Origin of the sequence: uncultured Bradyrhizobium sp., from assembly GCF_936943645.1 — a bacterium.
Classification (GTDB): domain Bacteria; phylum Pseudomonadota; class Alphaproteobacteria; order Rhizobiales; family Xanthobacteraceae; genus Bradyrhizobium.
Genome location: NZ_CAKZJO010000083.1, coordinates 77,704 through 96,641 on the forward strand (window position 1 = coordinate 77,704; position 18,938 = coordinate 96,641).

Below are 18,938 nucleotides of genomic sequence, written 5' to 3' on the forward strand. Positions count from 1 at the left end.
AAGAGTCGGAGCATATTTAGGCCCCAGTTGCTGCATTGCGACATGCTTTGTTGCATTGCAACAGCGCGCGTTATGCATGGCGATATGTTTAATGCGTCCAAGGCCTTGGGCGAATCGTGGAGACCCGCAAGATAATGCCTCAGGGACGGTACTCAGCCCCCGAGCACGTTGCCCCAGCCATCGACCCGACAGGCCTTCCAGGCCACGGTTCCAGCGCGCTTTCCCGGGCGGTCAGACACTTCATGGAACTCGCGTTGCACCTCGGCAACACCCCTTCGAAAAGCCCGTTTTCACCGATTTGCGCCATTGCGCTGCCACACGGTCCTCCGAACAATCGACGTGCTGCGTGCCTTTCCGTGCAAGACTGTTTGCGTAAGACTGTTTGCATCATCACGGTCCGGACAAGACGGGTTCGGGCAGAACCGTTTGGAGGCAGGGATCATGAACGATCGGCGGTCTCTTCTGGTAGCGGTCACTTGCCCGTCGGCCGTGCTCGCCGGCTGGCTGGCGCTTTCCCTCTCCGCTTATGCTCCAGCCCTCATCGAGAACAGCGGTGCCAATGCGGCTGCGATCTCGCGTGCCAAGGATCTCGGCCGGCTCGACCTCGCCGACGTGCCGCGCGCTGCGACGATCGAGGACGGCATCGCCTTGACCGCCGACATTGCTGCGGCCGTCGCCGCAGCACCGGCCCCGACGATCGCTGAAGCCGCGCCCGAGCCGCCCGCCCCCGCTGTCCAGCTCGCCTCAGCCGATCCGGCGCTGATCCTGCCGGTGGAGACACCGCCCGCACCGCAGATATCGCCTGAACCGGAGCCCGTCGTCAGCGAAGCTGCTCCTGTCTCGGCCCCGGAACCCGTCAAGCTGGCGTCCGCTGATCCCACCGAGATCGTGATGACGGACGAGCTGTCCCCCGCGGCCATCGCAAGCGGCCCCGTCACGCCTGTGAGCAAGGCATCCCCGCCAGCCGATACCGTCGCCGTGCTCGACGAATGCTTCGTCATGGATGCCTGCATCGACCGTTATCTCTGGGCGCTCTATCAGCGCACCGCAAAGGAAGACTCGATCAAGGTTCAGGAGCGCCGCGCCGTCGCCATCAAGCGCAAGGGCAAGACGGTCACGGTGATGCGCAGCTTCACCAAGCTGGTCGATGAGGATTTCGGCTGGAAGGATCCGAAGGCGGCCGAACACGCCGGCATGTCGATGATGGATTACGTGATCGGCGGCATGGACAAGAGCTTCAAGCAAAAGCTGTTTCGCACGCTGCTCGCCGCCGAAGCCGCCGGCCTCTCGCCCGGCATCACCAGCGCATTCCGCGACGATTATCGCCAGTCGATCGCGAGCGGCCTGAAGGCCGCCTCCGACCGTTCCTATCATGGCGGCAGCTCGCGCGGCGGCTATGGCCACGGCATGGCGGCCGACATCGTCAGCACCCAGGGGAACAACCGCGCACAGCGCTGGGTCTCGACCGAAATTCTTTGGAAGTGGGTCGATGCCAATGGCAAGGCGTATGGCATCGGCCGCCCCTATCTTGGCCGCGATCCGCCGCATGTCGGCCCGGTCGACGGCCCCGAGTATATCTCGCGTCGAGGCAACGGCGACGGCAAGCAAGTCGCCAGCGTGAAGTCCAGGAAGGTGGTGCGCGCCGCGGCCCATGCAAAGCCGCCAAAGGCCCAGGCCGCACGCGAGCAGAAGGGTCCCGCCAAACCGCAGAAATCGGCGCAATCGGCCGGCAAGCGCGCGACCTGAGACCGCTACGGCGCGCGGCTCGGCGTCGGCAGCGGCACCAGCCGCATCTCGGCCGTACCGGCGTCCTGTGTGCGCACCAGCACCGCAAAGATCGTCTCGACCGCAAGCCGCACCGCTGCCTCCATTGCCGCGCCCTTGGCCAGATGGGCCGCGATCAGGCCGGTGAGGAGATCGCCGGTGCCGTAGGGGCGGATCGGCAGGCGCGGCGTCGCAAAGCGCGACAATTGCCCGTTGGCGCACAGGATCGTCTCCACCTGCCCCGCCGCAGTATCAGCGAGCGTGCAGCCGGTGGCGACGACATCGATGCGACCGGTCCCCGCCAGCGCCGCGCACGCCGCGCGCAGGCCCTGCGCGTCAGCGATCGTGAGGCCCGAGAGCAGCTCGAGCTCGAACTGGTTCGGCGTCGTCAGGTTTGCGGCCGGCAGCAACCGGTGCCGGACCACATCCAAAATGCCGTCTGCAACATAAACGCGGCCGTCATCACCGATCACGGGATCGCAGAGATAGACGAGCTTCGCATTCCGCGTGAGCGCCCGCTCGACGAAGTCGGCGATCACGGCGGCGTTGCCGGGCGAACCGAGATAGCCGGTCACGAGCACGGCCGCCTCGTCGACGAGGCCCCGATCCTCCACACCCTTCAGGAGATCGGCGACGAGCTCGGTCTCCAGCACCCGTCCGCGCAGGCTCGGATAGCGCGGGTGGTTGGACAACAGCGTCGTCGGCACCGCCGCAACGTTCACGCCCTCCGCCTGGATGGCATAGGCGGCCGCGCTGTTGCCGACATGGCCGTGGATCACCTGGCTTTGAATGGAGATGACGAGCATGAAAGAGGTCCGTAAGGACAATCGCGCCGCGACGCAAGCGTAGCGATCATGGCGCGGCACTTTCAAGCCGGACTCATGCAGCGCCCGCACTTCAGCGTCGCGCCAACTCTCCGAGATAGGCGCAGAACATGTCGGCGAGGCCGTCGGCGTGACGCGCGACCTCGGCCTCGCTCCGCGGTGCTTCCGAAAACCGCTTGCCGATCTCGCTCAGCGTCGTCTTGATCAGCTCGCCGGCAAGCACGCGCGTTGCATTCGGCGCCTTGGGCAGCGCTTCCCGCATGAACGCTGCGATGATCTCCTCACCGGCGGCCCGCGCGTCCTGCGCCTCGGGGGCGTCGCGATAGAGCGGCGCGGCATCGCTCAGCGCAATGCGGATTGCGGCCTCCTCGCACTCGGAGTGTATGAAGGCATGGACCAGCGCGCGCAACCGCACCAGTGGCGGCTTCGTCCGGTCCGCGAGGATATCGCGCAGTAGCTCGCTGGTGCGCCGCCACTCGTCGCTCTGGAGACGGAACAGGATCGCGGCCTTGTTGGGAAAATACTGATAGAGCGACCCGACGCTCACCCCGGCCCGCTCCGCCACCCGCGCCGTGGTGAAACGCTGCGCGCCTTCCATCGCCAGAACCTGAACAGCGGCATCGAGAATGGCCGCCACAAGCTCGCTGGAGCGGACCTGTTGCGGCTGTTTTCGCGAGGAAATTGAACGGCTTCGACGCTCGGCCATCGCGCTCTCCGGCAATGCGAATAGGAAATGCGACGAATTAGTCGTATTTCCATCCGCACGCAAGCACCCGTTCCTTTCCACCTTCTGGAGAATTCGAATGACCACCTCGACCATCATATCGCTTGCTCCGCTGCTGGATCGCCTGTTCGACGAGGCCGAGGCAGCAAACGGCGCAATGCGAGCCGCCGTCGCCGACTTGTCCGACGCAGACCGGGCGCGGATGATGCGAAGCAAGACCGACTACCACGACCTGTACGGACGCCTGAAGGACGTCCCGCTCGCGGTCTCGCGCGAAACGGGAACGCTGCTCTACATGCTGACGCGCAGCTCGCGCGCCCGGACGATCGTCGAGTTCGGCACATCGTTCGGCATCTCGACGCTGCACCTTGCCGCGGGCTTGCGCGACAATGGCGGCGGCCGCCTCATCACCAGCGAGTTCGAACCGTCCAAGGCGGCTCGGGCGCGAAAAAACCTCATCGCCGGCGGCTTGATCGATCTCGTCGAAATCCGTGAAGGCGACGCGCTGAAGACGCTCAGTGCCGATCTGCCCGACACGATCGATCTCGTGCTGCTCGACGGCGCCAAGGCGCTCTACCCGGAGATCCTCGATCTGCTCGAAGGCCATCTCGGGACTGGCGCGATCATCGTCGCTGACAATGCCGACGACAGCCCGGACTATCTGGCGCGCGTCCGCAAGGCCGGAAGCGGCTACATGTCGACGCCGTTCGCCGAAGACATCGAGCTCTCCGTCCGGATCAACTGACACGGGTCGAACCGCCGCGACCAGCTGGAGCCGCTGCGCGATTCATCACGCGGCGGCTTCACGCCCGTCTTCCCCTGTCGCAGGCTCGTCACTCACATGTGATACCTGCTGCGGGCCAAAGCCAAGAGCCGCGTGCTAAACATACCTACCGCGCGGTATCTTTCTTTCGCCCCGAGCTGACCATGACCTCCACCTTCAATGCCTATGCGGCGCTCGCCCTCGCCATCATTCTCGAGGTCACGGCATCGGCCTTCCTGCAGCAATCCGCGCAGTTCACGCGGCCCTGGCCGACGCTGGCCATGGTGCTGTTCTACGTCGCCTCGTTCTACGCGCTGTCGATCGCGATCCGCGTCATCCCCTTGAGCATCGCCTATGCGATCTGGGGTGGGGTCGGCATCATCCTGACCGCCACCGTCTCGTTCGTGCTGTTCCGACAGATGCTGGACGCCGCAGCCTTCGTCGGCCTCGCCCTGATCGTCTCAGGGGTCGTGATCATCAACCTGTTCTCGCAGACCACGGCGCATTGATGCCGGAAAATCGCTACACCCGTGCCAAGCAGCCCGAGCAGGTCCGGCGCGCCCTGCTCGACCACGCCGCGGCGATCGCGATGGACCACGGCGTCGCCGGCGTCACGGTGCAGGCAGTCGCCGAGGCGGCCGGCGTCACCAAGGGCGGGCTGTTTCATCACTTCGGCAGCAAGCAAGCGCTGATCGACGGCCTGTTTGCCGATCTCCTCGCCCGGGTCGATGCCGAGATTGACGCCGCCGTCGAAGCCGATCCAAAGCGACGCGGCAGCTTCACGCGGGCTTACGTGAATGCGGTGTTCACCGGCAAAGCCTTCGGCTTTGCGACCCCGTGGGCAGCGTTGAGCATGGTCGTCGTCACTGATCCGCCGCTGCGCAAGCTCTGGAACGACTGGATCAAGGCACGCCTGAAGCGTCATCGCGCGACCGACGGAACTTCCGATTTGCAAATCGTGCGTCTGGCTGCCGACGGCGCTTGGCTATCCTATGTCACGACGGGACAGACGCGCATGAGCGCCGAGCTGCGGGCCGTGCACGCACGGCTGCTCGCGCAGACCTATCGGCGCGGTTAGCAGCAACCGGGCGGCCTACTGGCTCTGCGCCGGCTTCGGTGGACGCGGTGCGGACCGCGCGGGTTTCCTGGCGGGTTTCTTGGCGGGCTTGGCCGCGGCACCCGGCGGCGGCTCGTCGACCGACTCCAGATAGGCTGCGAGTACCTTGGCCGAGTCCGAGCTGGTCGCGTAATGGTCCTTCAGGAACCAGGACAGCGTCAGGCTGAAGCGCCCTTTGGCGAGCCCCCGCGGACTGCGATGGCAGGTCGCGCAGCCGTCAGCGAAGAGCTTCGCAGGCGGCTTGCCAGCGTCGAGATTTTGAGCGGCGGCAACCGTCGCCGTCAAGATCGCGGCGGCCGCAAGACCCATCACGGGCGCGATCCGGTCGCGCCCCGGTCGAAACAGCGATGTCAAGCGTCGTTCCCTTCGCCCCATCAGGCAGTCAGGCGGCCGACAGTTGATCGAATTCGGGCGGCGCATACGCCTTGCCGTCCTGATCGGTGATCACGACCTGCCACCCTTCGCTCGCCCACACCCTCGCCTTCGCCACGATGAGCAGCCGGCTCTCGCGGGCGAAACTGTACTTCGCATTGTCGCGTTCTGCGATCATCTTGTAGGCCAATTCGCGTCCCCTTGCGTCGCCCTGCACCCGGCCTCCTCGTGGCAGCGGGCTTTGGCGGCAATTCGCCGGGAGCGTGGCAATTTGGTGCCATCCGCAAAGCATGTCGCTCGCGGCTGGCATCCGCGTGCCTGCGGAACGCGATTCCTCCGGTCGCGGGCCTGATGCCTGCGACGGCCCGAACCGTCTTCATGTCATGCTGGATCGGCTGCCGGGGACCCCGGCCCGTCACATCGGCGACGGAACCGATCGTCTCACGTCCGGGCTCCGCTAATGCACGCGGATGATGTGGGGACGGCCGAGATCAATCAGCCCCTGCACCGCCGAGAGGCGGTCGTCGAGGGCTGCGATGGTGAGCAGCAAATTGTTGCGGCGCTCATCGAGCAGCCCCATCTCGGCGCCGGTGAGCTTGGCACTCGTCCGTTCCTTGAGGATCCCGTCGAGGGATTCGCGCAATCCGGCAATCAGTCCGGCCAATTGCTTGGCCTCCTTCGTCATCGAACGCTTCGCGACATTCTGGCGGCGCGTCTCCGCCTGGCTCTGTCTCATGTCATCCTCCCGTGCCCCGCTGCCCCGAGTGGATACTTACAGCTTTGGGTAGACATGTTACGATCGATGAAATCTGCCCGCGAAGAACTGACTTAAATTTTCTCGACTTGCTCATGACAGAGAAAAGCCCGGCGCGAGGGGCCGGGCTTTTCGATCGACGCTTCGGCTCTCGAGACTTCAGTGCTTTTGCCCGGGGCCGCCGGCCGGTGCACCGCCGCCGCGCGGTGCCGCATTGATGTGGGGAGCGCCACCACCGCCGGGGTGCGGCATTGCAGGTGCCGCCGCTCGCGGCGCCGGCATCTGCGCATGGGCATTCATCGGCGAACCCCGACTCACATTCGGCTGCGCGACATGCGGCATCGCAGGCCGCGCGGCAGGCGCGGCGGACAGACGCGGTGCTTCATGCGCACGCGCCATCGGCTGGGCGCGCACCGCAGCGGGGCTCGCTTGCCGTTCATGCATCATGCGTGCCTGGGCATCGCGCGGATTGCGCGTGTGCACATTGCTCCGCTCATGCGCGATGCGCTCGCTCCGTCCGGCGCGGGTCCGGTCGACCGCAACAGCCGAATCGGGTTTTGCAGCGTCACGCGTCGCGATCCCAGCGTCGCCCTTGGCGATCGCCGCGTCGCGTTTCGCGATCGCCGCGTCGCGCTTCGAGATCGCTGCATCGGGCCGTGCGTTCGCAGCGTTACGTCCGGAGATCGCGGCGGCGCCCTTGCCGCGCACGCCTTCCCGCTCCAGGGCAACCGCGGCATCGCGTGTCGCCGCGCGACCGATGCGCGCCGCACGCGGGTCGATCGTCATCCGCGTCGCGACGCGCTGGTGCGAGCTCCAGTAGCTATTCCAATGGGCGTGGCGGTGATACCACGGCCGGCCCGCATAATAGCTCGACCAGTACGATGTCAGCACGAACGGAACGACGGGCACGTCGATCTCGTCGACATAGTCGGGCAGATAGACGTAGTGGTTGCGATAGAGATACTCGAGATATTGCGACGACACCCAGCCGCGATCGTCCGAGAAGCTGACGTCGCACCAGGCATTGCCGCGCAGGCAGCCATGGATGTTGACGCGGGCACCCTCGGGGACTCGGTCGACCAGTGGAAAGCCCGGCCCCGGCCCGGCGCGCAGGCCGGTCGAGACGGTGACGATGCCCGGCGCGGCCAGTGCGGCTGTCGGCGCGAGCAGCAATGCTGTAACTAGAACGCTCCTGAATTTCATGACGTGTTCCTCCTCATTCAAGTCGGAACGCGCCAGCGGAACGGGCGTTCCGCACAGAAGGGTCTCATCCGTCAAAAGGCTGAACCGCACGCGGCGTGCAGTTCAATATTCATCCGCCGTTCATCAGTGCAACGCGTCAGCGACGCTGCAGCATCGTCATTCGATCCGCATCATGAACGCGTCGAAGTAGGACGCAAGCCCGGCAAAGTCATCGAGCGGCAGCACGCTTGCGACATATTGGTCGGGCCGCACCACGACCATGCAGCCCGCACTCCGATCGATGCCGCGCATGGCAAAGACGTCGTGGCCGCTCTTGAGGTCCGGGCAGAACATCTTCTCGTAATCGGACAAGCCGTAACGGCCCTTGCGCGGGAGCAACATGGACGGCATTGCCTCGATCGCGAGCTCGCGATGATCCTGCTGAAACACCGCGCGCAGATCGATCACGCTGTCGATGTCGGAGTTTCCGGACGTATAGCGCCGGATCGGAGATTCGGGGGACTCCGCGAGAAAATTGCACAAGCGACGAATGGCCGAGTCCGACGCTGCAGGATTCTCGGCAGGAGAAAACGCGTAGATCCGGAAACGTCCGTCAGCTTGCGCCGCATGCCCCAGATGCACCGGCTTTGCGTCCGCAAACCGGATCACCGGCGCCGAATGGAAGCGCTTGCCGATGATAAGGCCTTCTGCGAGGTGCTGATGCGAGCCCGCTCCGGTGAGGATCGACGGCGTGTAATGCGTCGCCGTGCCCGCGGTGTAGCGGCCGTGGCGGACGAAATAGTCCTGCGTCCTGGCGGCATCGGCGCCGCCGGCCTTGGCGGCAGAGGCGAGAATGCCGGCCCATTCGCGATCGAAGTCGATCAGCTCCTTGGCAACAGCCTGGCGCTCCGCCGAGTAGGAATGCAACAGATCCGGCGCCACCTGCTTGCACAACACTGCAGCAAGCTTCCAGCCGAGATTGAAGGCGTCCTGCATCGAGACGTTCATGCCCTGCCCCGCCTTCGGGCTATGGGTGTGGCAGGCATCGCCGGCTATGAAGATCCGCGGCAGGCGCGTTGCGATTTCCGCCTCCGGCACGTCGTCGAACTTGTCGGTCAGGCGCTGGCCGATCTCGTAGACCGACCACCAGGCAATCTCCTTCACATCAAGCGTATGCGGCTTCAGGATCCGCTGCGCCTTTGCAATCACGTCGTCAGCGCTGATGTTGCGATTGGCGACGCGCTCGCCGATGTCGAGTTTGGCGAGTTCGACATAGATGCGGACCATGTAGCCGCCTTCGCGCGGGATGATCAGCAGGCTGCCGTCCTTCGCCGACTGGATCAGGGACTTGAAGCGGATGTCCGGAAAATCGGTCACGGCCAGCACGTCCATGACGCCCCAGGCGTGGTTGGCGGAATCGCCGTGCAGCTCGCGGCCGATCGATTTGCGCACCGTGCTGCGGGCCCCGTCGCAGCCCACCACGTAGCGCGCCTTGACCGTCTCGACCTTGCCCTCGTTCGCGGCATCGACGCGTTCGAGGCGGACGGTCACGGCGTGGTCGTCAGGACCGGCGGCCGGATCGACCTGAAGGTCGAGCAAGCGGCGGCTGTAATGGGGCTCGAGCTTGGCCGGCGACTTGCGCATGACGTCGAGAAAGCCGTCATGGATGCGCGCCTGGTTGAGGATGACATGCGGGAATTCCGACAGCCCGTCCTCGACGTCCTGCACCCGGCCGCTGCGGATGATCGTCTCGGGCCGCCGCTCGTCCGGCTTCCAGAACGTCGTCTCGTTGACCCAATAGGCCTCCTTCAACACCCGTTCGCTGAAACCAAAGGCGTGGAACATCTCCATGGTGCGGCAGGCGATGCCGTCGGCCTGCCCGACCAGCAGCCGGTCCGGCTTCTGCTCGACGATGCAGGTCGTGATGTCAGGAAATTGCGCCAGTTGCGCCGCAAGCGTGAGGCCTGCAGGTCCGCAGCCGACGATGAGGACATCGACCTCATCAGGCACAGCGCCTTGCGCACCCGAGACCCGAACACGCTCGGCAGGATCGGCAGGATCGGCAGGATCGGCAGGATCGGCAGGATCGGCAATCTCCGGGTCGCCCGGCTGAAATCCATTCAGATGGAATTGCATGAGCACCTCTCCCGCAACGACTTCTTCGATATTGATCAGTATGCTGACTATCAGTATACTTGTCAACAATCCGCGCCGTCCTTGTCGCAACGGAGAATTCGGTGAAAGACAACAACGACATGCCCGGGCATCTGGCGCGCCGCTTCCAGCAGATCGCGGTCGCGGTGTTCCTGGCCGAGGTCGAAGGTGCCGGCTTCGACCTGACGCCGGTGCAATACGCCGCGCTTGCGACCATCAAGGCCAATCCGGGGCTCGACCAGGTGACGCTCGCAGGATTGATCGCCTATGATCGCACCACCATCACCGGCGTGATCGATCGCCTCGTGCAGAAGGGCCTGGCCGAGCGCCGCGCCTCCAGCCGCGACCGCCGCGCCCGTGAGCTCGAGATCACCGACGAGGGCCGGCGCACGCTGCGCAAGATCACGCCGGCCGTGGAGTCCGCCCAGCGCATCATGCTGCGCGGCCTCAGCGCGAAAGAGGGCGAGGAGTTGATGCGGCTATTGCGCAAGGCGATTGCCGCCGGCAACGATCTGAGCCGGGCGCCGTTGCGCGACGTTCAGGCGTGAACCGGTATCCTTGTCCGTAATTGTCGCAGGCCTGCGAAACCAGGAACTAACTTTCGGCTGCTACGGTCGGCAACATTCTGCGCTTAACGCGCGATTAACTTTGTCGTTCGGGGGTTTCGGATGTTCAGGTGTCTCATCGCGGCGGCGGCCATCGCGCTCTCTGCCGCTCCTGCGCTCGCAAACGGCCATGGCGGCGGCGATGCCCCTCCTCCGCCCAAGCCCGAAGCGACGACCGCGCCGGCAAAGGTGGTCATCACCAAGCAAGGTCCCAAGCTCGTCGATCTCAAGGGCATGACGCTTTACACTTACGAGCGCGATACCACCGGAAAGACGTCGAACTGCAACGGCAAGTGCACCGAGAGCTGGGTGCCGCTCGCCGCGACGGCCGATGCCAGGGCCGTCGGCGACTTCACCGTGATCAGCCGCAACGACGGCAGCAGGATGTGGGCGTATCGCTATCGCCCGCTCTACACCTCGCCCGCGGACAAGGCGCCGGGCGATGCCAACGGCACCGCCACCACACTGCAATGGCGCGTCGCCCGGCCCGAAAACTAGGGCGCAATTGTCACTGGTTGTTGTGCCCGGTCGGGCCGGCCAGTTCGGTCGGAACGGGCGTGAAGACCGGCATATCCGCGCTCGGCTGAAGCGGCTTGATCTCGGCATTCACAACCACGGGACCGGTCGCGAACCAGAGCGCCGCCACGGCCGCGATCGCCAGTCCCGCTGCGAGCGCCGCAATCTCCTTCATTTCCTTGTCCCCAGCGATCAGTTGCTGAGAATGACGCCATGCTGGTGGCGCGAGGGATGATCGGCATCGACCAAAGTGTTCGGATCGGTCGCGATCACCGCTTCCGGTAGCGGCATCGGCTCGAGGCCGGCGAAGCGGCGATAGATCGCGCCCATGACGGCCCCGCAGAATGCCGCCGGCACCACGAGAAGGGCAAGCAGCGGCACCGCAAACGCGAGCAACAGCGCACAGGCGAAGGCTGCCACGCCGCCGATCGCCGCATATTCCCACGCATTGCGACGGCTCGAAGCTCGCGCGACGTGGTGAACGCAGAGCATGAAGATGCTCGAAGGAATGACCGAGATCACCATCATGACCATGAAGGTTTGCGCCGGGATCACCGCCGCGAAAATATGCGCGGTGCTCTTGTCACCGAAGCCGTTCATCAGCAACGGCACCAACGTGTAGGGCAGCAGAGTTGCGAGCACGGTCGGTATCAGTGCGGCGATCACAATGCCTGCGAAGGACGAGCGGACCCGGACCGGCCCGTTGAACACCAGCGGCGGCGTCCCTGATCCATCGGCGGCGGAAGACTGCACGGCTGCGCGCGCAACCGGGCTCAGCCCGGCGAATTGGCCGTAAAGGAATCCAGCGATCATTCCCGCGATGGTCGGCACCAGACCGATCGTCATCACCGTGCCGTCGCCGGGCGCGGCCAGCTGAATGTGGTTGCGGATGGCAATGCCGTAGCTCAAAGCCGCCATGACGCCGCCCATCAGGCCATAGGCAAGCCGGCTCGAGACAGTCCACTGCCGCAGCACGATATGTCCGGCGAACAGCAAGGCCGCGTTCATCGCCATGCGGCCGGCATACGACATCAGGATCTGATCCGGCGCCGGCACGCCGACGGGATCGGTCAGCTGTCCTCCCGCGAGAGCGAAGACCAGCAGCACGGCTTCGACGATGGCCAGCGGAATCAACGCGGCGAACAGCGCGCGCGGCGAATTCTTCACGAGATACATGCGAGCAACCCCTTGCTCGCTGCACGCTAGGCGCGAGACGTTAGGGACCGTGCAAAGCAATAACTAAAATTGTCGCAGACCAGGACGCTGGTCGGCTCATGCGCGCGCCGCCTTACCCACGCCAGCTGCCACCCGCCTCGGCCCGCGCGCTCTGTCCGGGCGGAAGCACCACGACCATCGAATTGAGCTTCACCCGGTCGTAGAGATCAATCACGTCCTCGTTGCGCATCCGGATGCAGCCGGACGAGATCGCCTGCCCGATATATTCGGGCTGATTGGTGCCGTGGATGCGGTAGAGCGTGTCCTTGTTGCCGACATAGAGATAGATGCCGCGCGCGCCCAGCGGATTGGCCGGGCCGCCGGGAACACGCGCCGGATAAGGTCCCAGCCGCGCCTGGATATCTGCCGTCGGAACCCAGTCCGGCCATTCCGCCAGGCGGCCGACCCGCGCGACGCCCGAAAACGCCATGGCTTCCTCGCCGACCGCAACGCCGTAGCGGATCGCCTTGCCGTCCGGCAGGACGTAATAGAGGTAGCGGGCGTCGGTATCGACGAGGATGGTGCCCGGCTGCTCCTTGCGCTGGTAATCGACGACGTGACGAAGATATTGCTCGGGCACGTTCGCCTGGGCGTAAGGCGTATGCGCGAGCAACTGCCGGTCGCGCGGCGTCATGCTCGCGTCGGTCGACGGCGAAAGCGTTGCCTGCATGCAGCCGCCCAGCGGCAGCATGGCAACAGCGAACAAGGCAATTATGAATCTTGGCACCGCCGGCCCCCGATAGCGGATAGCAGCACCCCCAGCGTCGCCAGATGCTGCCCAAATCGTGCTGAAAACAAGGCAACACGGAACAATTGCGCGTGTTCGCCCGGTCGGGTTCCATCACCACAAACGGCGGAAGAGCGTCGCATCATCTCCATCCCCTCGCCTTGCTTTGGTCAAACCCGGCTGGACTCGTGCGTCTTTGGGTCGGGCTCATCCGTTTGGGTGGGTTCACTGCAACAGATCGGCTCGCGCCAATGCGGACGACCAGGACTTAACACCCGGGCTTCAAGCGCCTGGGCCTCAGAGGAGCTGCGATGCTCGCGACGCTGAACCCCAAGCAAATCGTCGATGAGATCGTGAAGGACACGGTCAAGGACAACGATCCGCACGACGCGATTCAGATCTCGCCCGACATTGTGCTGGCCTCACGCCCGATCAGTGTTGCGCCCGCGCTGGCGCCCGACGTCGCGCCGCGACCTGAGCCGAAATTCGCGCCGGAGCCGAAGGCCTCTCTGGAGCGCAAGATCTCCGTGGAGCCGAAGTTCAGTCCTGTTGCGGAGCCGCAGCCGACGACACCGCCCTCGGTCGACACCGCCATACGCGTCGCGGCGAACGAGGGTCGTGGCCCGCAGAAGCGATCCGCCGTACGCAAGTGGCTGCGCGGTGCGTTCGTCACGTTCCTGTTTGCCGGATCAAGCGCGGCCGCCACGATCGCCTGGGAGCAGCATGGCGACAAGGCCAAGCAGGTGCTCGCCGAATGGACCCCTGCATTGGCATCGCTGACGTCGCTGCTGCCTTCCACAGCGCAGACTGCGCCGGTCGCCGTCGCGCAAGCTTCGCCGCCTGCGGAGCACGCCGCTCCGCCGGTGGCACAAGCGGCTGTCGAGCAAGCGGCAGCTGAACCCGTCGCGCCGCCCCCGGTTCAGGTTGCGGCCGCCGCGCCCGCGGCGACAGCATCGGATGCCGCGCAGTCGGTGCAATCGATGACGCGCGACCTCGCCGCCATGGCGCAGCAGATCGAGCAGCTCAAGGCCAACATCGCCGAGCTGAAAGCCGGACAAGAGCAGATGGCGCGCGAGATGGCCAAACCGCCGGCGCCGAAACCGGTTGCCGATGCGAGGCCGGTTGATCCGCGCGCACGCGCCGCTGCGCTGCCGCCGAAGCCTGCGGCGGCGGCGCCGGTTCACAAGCCGAAGCCGGTTGTGTCGCGCACCTACATGCCGGCCTATTCGCCGGCACCGCTCGCGCCTCCACCGCCGCCTTCACAAGCTGCCGCGATGCCGCCGCCACCGGCCACCACGACTCAAGCCGTTGCCGATGACGACGGACCCGTCGTACGTCCGCCGATGCCGCTGCGCTAAACCGCTCAACAGCACCCGCCTACGCTGTCCGGGTCGATGTGATGCGTTGAGTCCGGGCAATTACGGAAAGCGATGCGCAGATCATTTCCCGCTCATGAGAAAAGGCCGTCGGGATCTATGCCGGCGGCCTTCTCTTGCAGCTGCCGGTTCCCGGAGCCCGGTTCTGCTGCAATTCCATGCCTTATGATCGCGCCGACATATTTAATTAAATGTTAATGCGCTCACACCCTGCACATCATTTCTGCGCCATAAGCACAGAGATTGCGCGGCCCGTTCACCCCCTGGATATCGACTCAGTGGTAGCATCCGACATGCGTTGAGACTTCCACCGAAGCTCAGCTCCTCACATCGGGGAATTCGGATGCCTTACTACTCCTTCGATCTTGTGGTTGGTGAAGAGTTCAGGAACCAGGGCGGAATCATTCTCGAGGACATCGAGGTTGCCTCCGATCGCGCCGATCAACTGGCCTGCGAGCTGTCACAGGTGAAGCCGGAGCTGCAGCAGAAGGGTTGCGCGGTGCGCGTCACCGATCGCGATCACAACGAGATCTATCGCACGCCGCTCGATCCGGTGCCGGCCTGGCGCCGCTGACTATTCGTCCAGCGCGGGCGGCTCGAACCAGTTGGTCAACGACAAGCCGCCGTCGACGACGAAGGACGCGCCGGTAACGTAACCGGACAGCTTGTCCGACAGCACCGTGAGCGCCATCGGCGCGAGGTCACGGGCCTCGCCGAGACGCCCGAGCGGAATGTGTTTCGCCAAGGAAGCATCCGCAACGAACCCGCCGGCCGCGATCGCGCCAGGCACCAGCGCGTTGACGCGGATGCCGTAACGGCCAAACGTCTTGGCCAGCTCTTTCACCAGCATCGCCATCCCCGCCTTCGCCGTCGAATAATGCGGCAGGTTGCGCGGTGTGCCCGCATGCAGCGACGTGAGAAACAGGAACGAGCCCGGCCGCTTCGCCGCGATCAGCCGCTTGGCGAGTTCGCGCGCCAGGTGGAAGCCGGCATCGAGATTGACGGCATGCATCTGCTGCCAGGTTCTTCGATCGACCGCGAGCGCATGATCTGCCTCGCGCCGCGGCGGCGATGCGCTGTGAACGAAATGCGTGATCTCGCCCAATGCAGCGTTCGCGGAGGTAAGCAATGCGTCGCACGCCTCGAGCTCGGCGAGGTCGCCGACCCAGGGTACCGCCAGTTCAGGCTTCGCACAGGCCGCGATCGCGGCCGTTACCCGCTCGGCGCTGACGTCTGCGAACACGGTCCGGATGCCCTCGCCGACCAGGGCCTGCGCGATCGCGCGGCCGATGCCGTTGCCCGCGCCGGTCACGAGCGCCGCGTCACGGATGGGATCGAACGGCGTGCTGAACAAGCTCATGTCGCGCTCCAAGGCCGGGATGCGGGCCACAATAGCGCACCGCAGCGAGGAGCGACAAATTCGCCCTGGTACCATTGCGGAGCCGACCGCCGGACGCTAGCCTCCCAAAAAAATCGGAGGAGATACCAAGGATGCGCTACGGTTTCCTGATGGCTGGCCTGTTGCTGATCGCCGCTCCGGCCCAGGCCGAGGACCACCCACGCTCGACCTATGTGACGCTGGTCTTGCAGGCCTTCGCCGCCAAGGTCGAATGCCCGGGCACGGACGTCGTCTACCAGGATCTCGTGCAGAAGGCGGAGCAGATGCACCTGCCCGAGGGCACCACCGAGAAGGTGCGCAAGGCAATCGCCTGGATGCACACCGGCGGCAAGATGGGCGAGAAGCAGGACGACGATTTGATGGCCGAGGTTGCGGTGGCGACCCAGGCAACCGATCTCAACCAGCGCCGCCTCGGCATGCCGACATGGTGCGAGGCCCAGAAGACCAACCTTGCCGGCCTGATCCGCGCCAAGGGCGGTTAGCAACAAATGGCCGTCGTTTCGTTAAGCACGCCAAAAGGAACCCCGGCAACGGCCAATAATCGTCACATTCCTCGCCAGCATGCGGGCGTCTTCGAACAGGAGAAGCCCATGCGGATTGCTCACCTCGTTTTCACCGCTGCGCTCGCTGCCGGCGCGGCGCTGGCCACCCCGGCACTGGCGAAGAACTCCGGTGCCCAGAAAGCGGAGGACAAAGCAGCCGCGTCGTCCGCGTGCAGTGCCTACCAGCAGGCGCCGGACGGATCCTGGGAGCCGCTCCCGTGCAAGGAGACGGGTGAGCATGGCCAGCCGCAGACGCAGCACAAGTCCGGCGTACGTGACACCGATCAGGGCGAGCGCTGAGCCGCCAGCGCCGCGGGAACTCTCGGGTTCCATCCGCGTTAAGCCGTTGGCTTGCCACGGTGCGTATGATCGTTCCATACCGTGGACAGGGCCGAGGAGCGGCCCTTGGAAACGCCAACCCCGCGAGCGCTCGTGGATTCGATCGAGTTTGAGGACCTCCAACGCCGTCTGAAGGCGCTGGAGGAGGAAAACGCCCGCCTGAAGGCGCTCGGGGCAGCCGACCAGACCCTGCGCCGCCAGGCCGAATCCGCGCTAGCCGAGAGCGAGGAGCGGTACCGGACGCTGTTCAACTCGATCGACGAAGGCTTCTGCATCATCGAGTTCTTCGATGGGCCGCATGGACCGCTCAGCGACTACGTCCACGTCGAAGCCAATCCTGCCTATACCCAGCACGCCGGCATTCCCGATGTGGTCGGCCAGAAGGTCCGGGAGATGGTCCCGGACGAGGCCGATGGCTGGGTGGAGCTCTATCGCGGTGTGCTGCTGACGGGCCAACCGATCCGCTTCGAGCGTGAGCTGGTCGCCACCGGCCGTCATCTCGAACTCGCCGCCTTTCGTGTCGAGCCCGCGAGCCGCAAGCAGGTCGCCGTACTGTTTCAGGACATCACGCCGCGCAAGCGCGCCGAGCGGGCCCTGCAGCAGCTCAACGAGACGCTCGAAGCGCGCGTGGTGGCGGCGCTGGCCGAGCGCAAGCTGATGGCCGACCTCGTCGAGGGCACCGATGCCTTCGTCCAGGTCGTCGATCCGGACTTTCGCTGGCTTGCCATCAACGGGGCGTCGGCGCGCGAATTTCACCGCATCTACGGCATCTTGCCGAAGGTCGGTGACAACATGCTTGAGCTGCTTGAGGATCAACCCGAGCATCGCGACGCCGTCCGCGCCGTCTGGTCACGGGCCCTCGCCGGAGAAGCGTTCGTCGAGATCGCCGAGTTTGGCGCGCCCGGGCGGGCCCGCCGGTTCTATGAGATGCGCTTCAACTGCCTGCGCGACGGCAGCGGCCAGCCGCTCGGCGCCTACCAGTTCAGCTACGACGTCACAGATCGCCTGAAGGAGCAGGAGCGGCTGCGCGAGGCGGAGGAAGCGCTGCGGCAGTCGCAGAAGATGGAGGCGGTCGGCCAGCTCACCGGCGGTCTCGCGCACGACTTCAACAATCTGCTCACCGGCATCATTGGCTCGCTGGAATTGCTGCAGGTCCGGCTCGGCCAGGGCCGCATCAAGGACATCGACCGCTATGTGACGGCGGCGCAAGGCGCCGCCAAGCGGGCGGCCGCACTGACGCACCGGCTGTTGGCCTTCTCGCGGCGCCAGACGCTCGATCCCAAGCCGACCGATCTGAACCGCCTCGTGATGGGCATGGAGGAGCTGGTCCGCCGTACGGTCGGTCCGGAGATCGCCGTGGAGGTCGTCACAACAGGCGGAATGTGGGCGACGCTGATCGATGCCTCACAGCTCGAGAATGCCCTGCTCAACCTGTGCATCAACGCCCGCGACGCGATGCCCGGCGGCGGCCGGCTCACGATCGAGACCGCCAACCGCTGGCTGGACGAGCACGCCGCCGCAGAACGCGATCTCAGTCCCGGCCAATACGTCTCGCTCTGCGTCACCGACACCGGCGTGGGCATGACGCCCGAGATCATCGCACGCGCCTTCGAGCCATTCTTCACGACCAAGCCGATCGGCCAGGGCACCGGCCTCGGACTGTCCATGGTCTACGGCTTCGTCCGCCAGTCCGGCGGCCAGGTCCGGATCTATTCCGAGGTTGGCCAGGGCACGACCATGTGCCTCTATCTGCCGCGCCATTACGGCAAGGAAAGCGACAAGCCTGCGCCACACGCCAACAGGAGTGCGGTGCGCCCAGAGGCGAGCCACACCATCCTGATCGTCGATGACGAGCCCTCGATCCGGATGCTGCTGATCGATGCGCTGGAGGAGATCGGCTTCAACGTGCTGGAAGCACATGACGGGCCGACTGGCCTGAACATCCTGCAATCGGACGCGAGGATCGACCTGCTCGTGACCGATGTCGGCCTGCCCGGCGGCATGAACGGCCGCCAGCTCGCGGATGCCGCGCGCACCACGCGGCCGGCGCTGAACGTGCTGTTCATCACCGGCTACGCGGAGAACGCCATCATCGGCAACGGCCAACTCGCCCCCGGCATGCAGGTGCTGACAAAGCCATTCGTGGTCGAGGCGCTGGCTGCCCGCGTCCTCGAGATGATCAAGGACGGAACCGACCGGTCATGAAAAGATCAGCTGTGGGCGGGCCCGCGCATGATCTTCATGGCGTCGGCGATGTGGCGCCATTCCTTGGCCTCGTCGGCCTCGCCGCGGCCCTCGCAGGCCTGGGCCTGTTCGGCAGCCTTCGCGATCGCAGCAAAACCGTGCTGTTCGAGCATCTGCCGCGCAACGGTATGGACCTGGACCTCGGACATCATGGGCTTTTCTCCGGCTATGAGGAAACCGCGGCGCCCGGCTCGGCGCTCCGCGTCCAGGACAACGATCTCGCCGTGATCACCGTTCCGGCCGCGCCGATCACATCGGCATTGGCTGGAGCTCGCCCCCCGGAACGACGAAGGCGGCCCGCCATGCCCGGCGGACCGCCTT

Annotated in this window: 23 protein-coding genes; 11 read left to right on the top strand and 12 right to left on the bottom strand. The window is 65.4% G+C overall.

Annotation, left to right across the window (positions count from 1 at the left end; translation table 11 throughout):
• The first annotated feature begins 441 nt into the window (after nucleotides 1-441).
• On the top strand, nucleotides 442-1,746 hold the full coding sequence (locus tag Q0743_RS23635) for a hypothetical protein (RefSeq protein ID WP_298243888.1): 1,305 nt from the start codon (nucleotides 442-444) through the stop codon (nucleotides 1,744-1,746).
• 5 nt (nucleotides 1,747-1,751) lie between these two features.
• Here Q0743_RS23635 and pdxY read toward each other — a convergent pair whose 3' ends face one another.
• Nucleotides 1,752-2,570 (bottom strand): pyridoxal kinase, encoded by an 819-nt coding sequence (gene pdxY, locus Q0743_RS23640; protein WP_298243889.1) that lies wholly within the window; start codon nucleotides 2,568-2,570, stop codon nucleotides 1,752-1,754.
• Between the two features lie 91 nt (nucleotides 2,571-2,661).
• A complete protein-coding gene (locus Q0743_RS23645; protein WP_298243890.1) occupies nucleotides 2,662-3,294 on the bottom strand; it encodes a TetR family transcriptional regulator in 633 nt (210 codons plus the stop codon).
• Between the two features lie 97 nt (nucleotides 3,295-3,391).
• Between Q0743_RS23645 and Q0743_RS23650 the strand changes: the two genes are divergently transcribed.
• The 3 genes from Q0743_RS23650 to Q0743_RS23660 all read left to right on the top strand — a co-directional run bounded on the left by Q0743_RS23650 (nucleotide 3,392) and on the right by Q0743_RS23660 (nucleotide 5,153).
• On the top strand, nucleotides 3,392-4,057 hold the full coding sequence (locus Q0743_RS23650) for an O-methyltransferase (protein WP_298243891.1): 666 nt from the start codon (nucleotides 3,392-3,394) through the stop codon (nucleotides 4,055-4,057).
• Nucleotides 4,058-4,239: 182 nt separating this feature from the next.
• Nucleotides 4,240-4,584, top strand: a complete 345-nt coding sequence (locus tag Q0743_RS23655; RefSeq protein ID WP_298243892.1) for a multidrug efflux SMR transporter — start codon at nucleotides 4,240-4,242, stop codon at nucleotides 4,582-4,584.
• Nucleotides 4,584-5,153: a TetR/AcrR family transcriptional regulator gene (locus tag Q0743_RS23660; RefSeq protein ID WP_298243893.1), complete on the top strand. Its 570-nt coding sequence runs from the start codon at nucleotides 4,584-4,586 to the stop codon at nucleotides 5,151-5,153. The genes Q0743_RS23655 and Q0743_RS23660 overlap by 1 nt, the downstream gene beginning before the upstream one ends.
• Nucleotides 5,154-5,168: 15 nt before the next feature.
• Here Q0743_RS23660 and Q0743_RS23665 read toward each other — a convergent pair whose 3' ends face one another.
• The 5 genes from Q0743_RS23665 to Q0743_RS23685 all read right to left on the bottom strand — a co-directional run bounded on the left by Q0743_RS23665 (nucleotide 5,169) and on the right by Q0743_RS23685 (nucleotide 9,636).
• Nucleotides 5,169-5,501 carry a hypothetical protein gene (locus Q0743_RS23665; RefSeq protein WP_298243968.1) on the bottom strand — a complete coding sequence of 111 codons (333 nt, stop codon included), beginning with the start codon at nucleotides 5,499-5,501 and terminating at the stop codon, nucleotides 5,169-5,171.
• A 73-nt stretch (nucleotides 5,502-5,574) separates the two neighbouring features.
• Nucleotides 5,575-5,781, bottom strand: coding sequence for a hypothetical protein (locus tag Q0743_RS23670; RefSeq protein WP_298243894.1), 207 nt, complete (start codon nucleotides 5,779-5,781; stop codon nucleotides 5,575-5,577).
• 240 nt (nucleotides 5,782-6,021) lie between these two features.
• On the bottom strand, nucleotides 6,022-6,300 hold the full coding sequence (locus Q0743_RS23675) for a hypothetical protein (RefSeq protein WP_298243895.1): 279 nt from the start codon (nucleotides 6,298-6,300) through the stop codon (nucleotides 6,022-6,024).
• Nucleotides 6,301-6,477: 177 nt separating this feature from the next.
• A complete protein-coding gene (locus Q0743_RS23680; protein WP_298243896.1) occupies nucleotides 6,478-7,521 on the bottom strand; it encodes an SH3 domain-containing protein in 1,044 nt (347 codons plus the stop codon).
• 156 nt (nucleotides 7,522-7,677) lie between these two features.
• Complete coding sequence (locus tag Q0743_RS23685; protein ID WP_298243969.1) at nucleotides 7,678-9,636, bottom strand: FAD-binding monooxygenase; 1,959 nt, start codon at nucleotides 9,634-9,636, stop codon at nucleotides 7,678-7,680.
• Nucleotides 9,637-9,737: 101 nt separating this feature from the next.
• Here Q0743_RS23685 and Q0743_RS23690 point away from each other — a divergent pair, with 101 nt between their 5' ends.
• A complete protein-coding gene (locus tag Q0743_RS23690) occupies nucleotides 9,738-10,202 on the top strand; it encodes a MarR family winged helix-turn-helix transcriptional regulator (RefSeq protein ID WP_298243897.1) in 465 nt (154 codons plus the stop codon).
• A gap of 120 nt (nucleotides 10,203-10,322) precedes the next feature.
• Entirely contained in the window at nucleotides 10,323-10,757 is a 435-nt protein-coding gene (locus Q0743_RS23695) for a hypothetical protein (RefSeq protein ID WP_298243898.1), read from the top strand.
• A 10-nt stretch (nucleotides 10,758-10,767) separates the two neighbouring features.
• Here Q0743_RS23695 and Q0743_RS23700 read toward each other — a convergent pair whose 3' ends face one another.
• From Q0743_RS23700 to Q0743_RS23710, 3 genes are all read right to left on the bottom strand, one after another.
• Complete coding sequence (locus tag Q0743_RS23700) at nucleotides 10,768-10,950, bottom strand: hypothetical protein (protein ID WP_298243899.1); 183 nt, start codon at nucleotides 10,948-10,950, stop codon at nucleotides 10,768-10,770.
• 17 nt (nucleotides 10,951-10,967) lie between these two features.
• A complete protein-coding gene (locus tag Q0743_RS23705) occupies nucleotides 10,968-11,951 on the bottom strand; it encodes a hypothetical protein (RefSeq protein WP_298243900.1) in 984 nt (327 codons plus the stop codon).
• A 112-nt stretch (nucleotides 11,952-12,063) separates the two neighbouring features.
• On the bottom strand, nucleotides 12,064-12,681 hold the full coding sequence (locus tag Q0743_RS23710) for a L,D-transpeptidase (RefSeq protein WP_298243970.1): 618 nt from the start codon (nucleotides 12,679-12,681) through the stop codon (nucleotides 12,064-12,066).
• A 347-nt stretch (nucleotides 12,682-13,028) separates the two neighbouring features.
• Between Q0743_RS23710 and Q0743_RS23715 the strand changes: the two genes are divergently transcribed.
• On the top strand, nucleotides 13,029-14,075 hold the full coding sequence (locus Q0743_RS23715) for a hypothetical protein (RefSeq protein ID WP_298243901.1): 1,047 nt from the start codon (nucleotides 13,029-13,031) through the stop codon (nucleotides 14,073-14,075).
• Between the two features lie 361 nt (nucleotides 14,076-14,436).
• Nucleotides 14,437-14,667, top strand: coding sequence for a hypothetical protein (locus Q0743_RS23720; protein WP_298243902.1), 231 nt, complete (start codon nucleotides 14,437-14,439; stop codon nucleotides 14,665-14,667).
• Here Q0743_RS23720 and Q0743_RS23725 read toward each other — a convergent pair whose 3' ends face one another.
• Complete coding sequence (locus tag Q0743_RS23725; protein ID WP_298243903.1) at nucleotides 14,668-15,453, bottom strand: SDR family NAD(P)-dependent oxidoreductase; 786 nt, start codon at nucleotides 15,451-15,453, stop codon at nucleotides 14,668-14,670. It abuts the gene before it with no gap.
• 131 nt (nucleotides 15,454-15,584) lie between these two features.
• Here Q0743_RS23725 and Q0743_RS23730 point away from each other — a divergent pair, with 131 nt between their 5' ends.
• The 3 genes from Q0743_RS23730 to Q0743_RS23740 all read left to right on the top strand — a co-directional run bounded on the left by Q0743_RS23730 (nucleotide 15,585) and on the right by Q0743_RS23740 (nucleotide 18,578).
• Entirely contained in the window at nucleotides 15,585-15,974 is a 390-nt protein-coding gene (locus Q0743_RS23730; protein ID WP_298243904.1) for a hypothetical protein, read from the top strand.
• Between the two features lie 6 nt (nucleotides 15,975-15,980).
• Nucleotides 15,981-16,334, top strand: a complete 354-nt coding sequence (locus Q0743_RS23735) for a hypothetical protein (protein WP_367184937.1) — start codon at nucleotides 15,981-15,983, stop codon at nucleotides 16,332-16,334.
• A gap of 132 nt (nucleotides 16,335-16,466) precedes the next feature.
• Entirely contained in the window at nucleotides 16,467-18,578 is a 2,112-nt protein-coding gene (locus Q0743_RS23740) for a PAS domain-containing protein (protein WP_298243905.1), read from the top strand.
• 5 nt (nucleotides 18,579-18,583) lie between these two features.
• On the opposite strand, the gene Q0743_RS23745 is transcribed toward Q0743_RS23740, so the two are convergent.
• Nucleotides 18,584-18,769: a hypothetical protein gene (locus tag Q0743_RS23745; RefSeq protein ID WP_094974415.1), complete on the bottom strand. Its 186-nt coding sequence runs from the start codon at nucleotides 18,767-18,769 to the stop codon at nucleotides 18,584-18,586.
• Nucleotides 18,770-18,938: the final 169 nt, after the last annotated feature.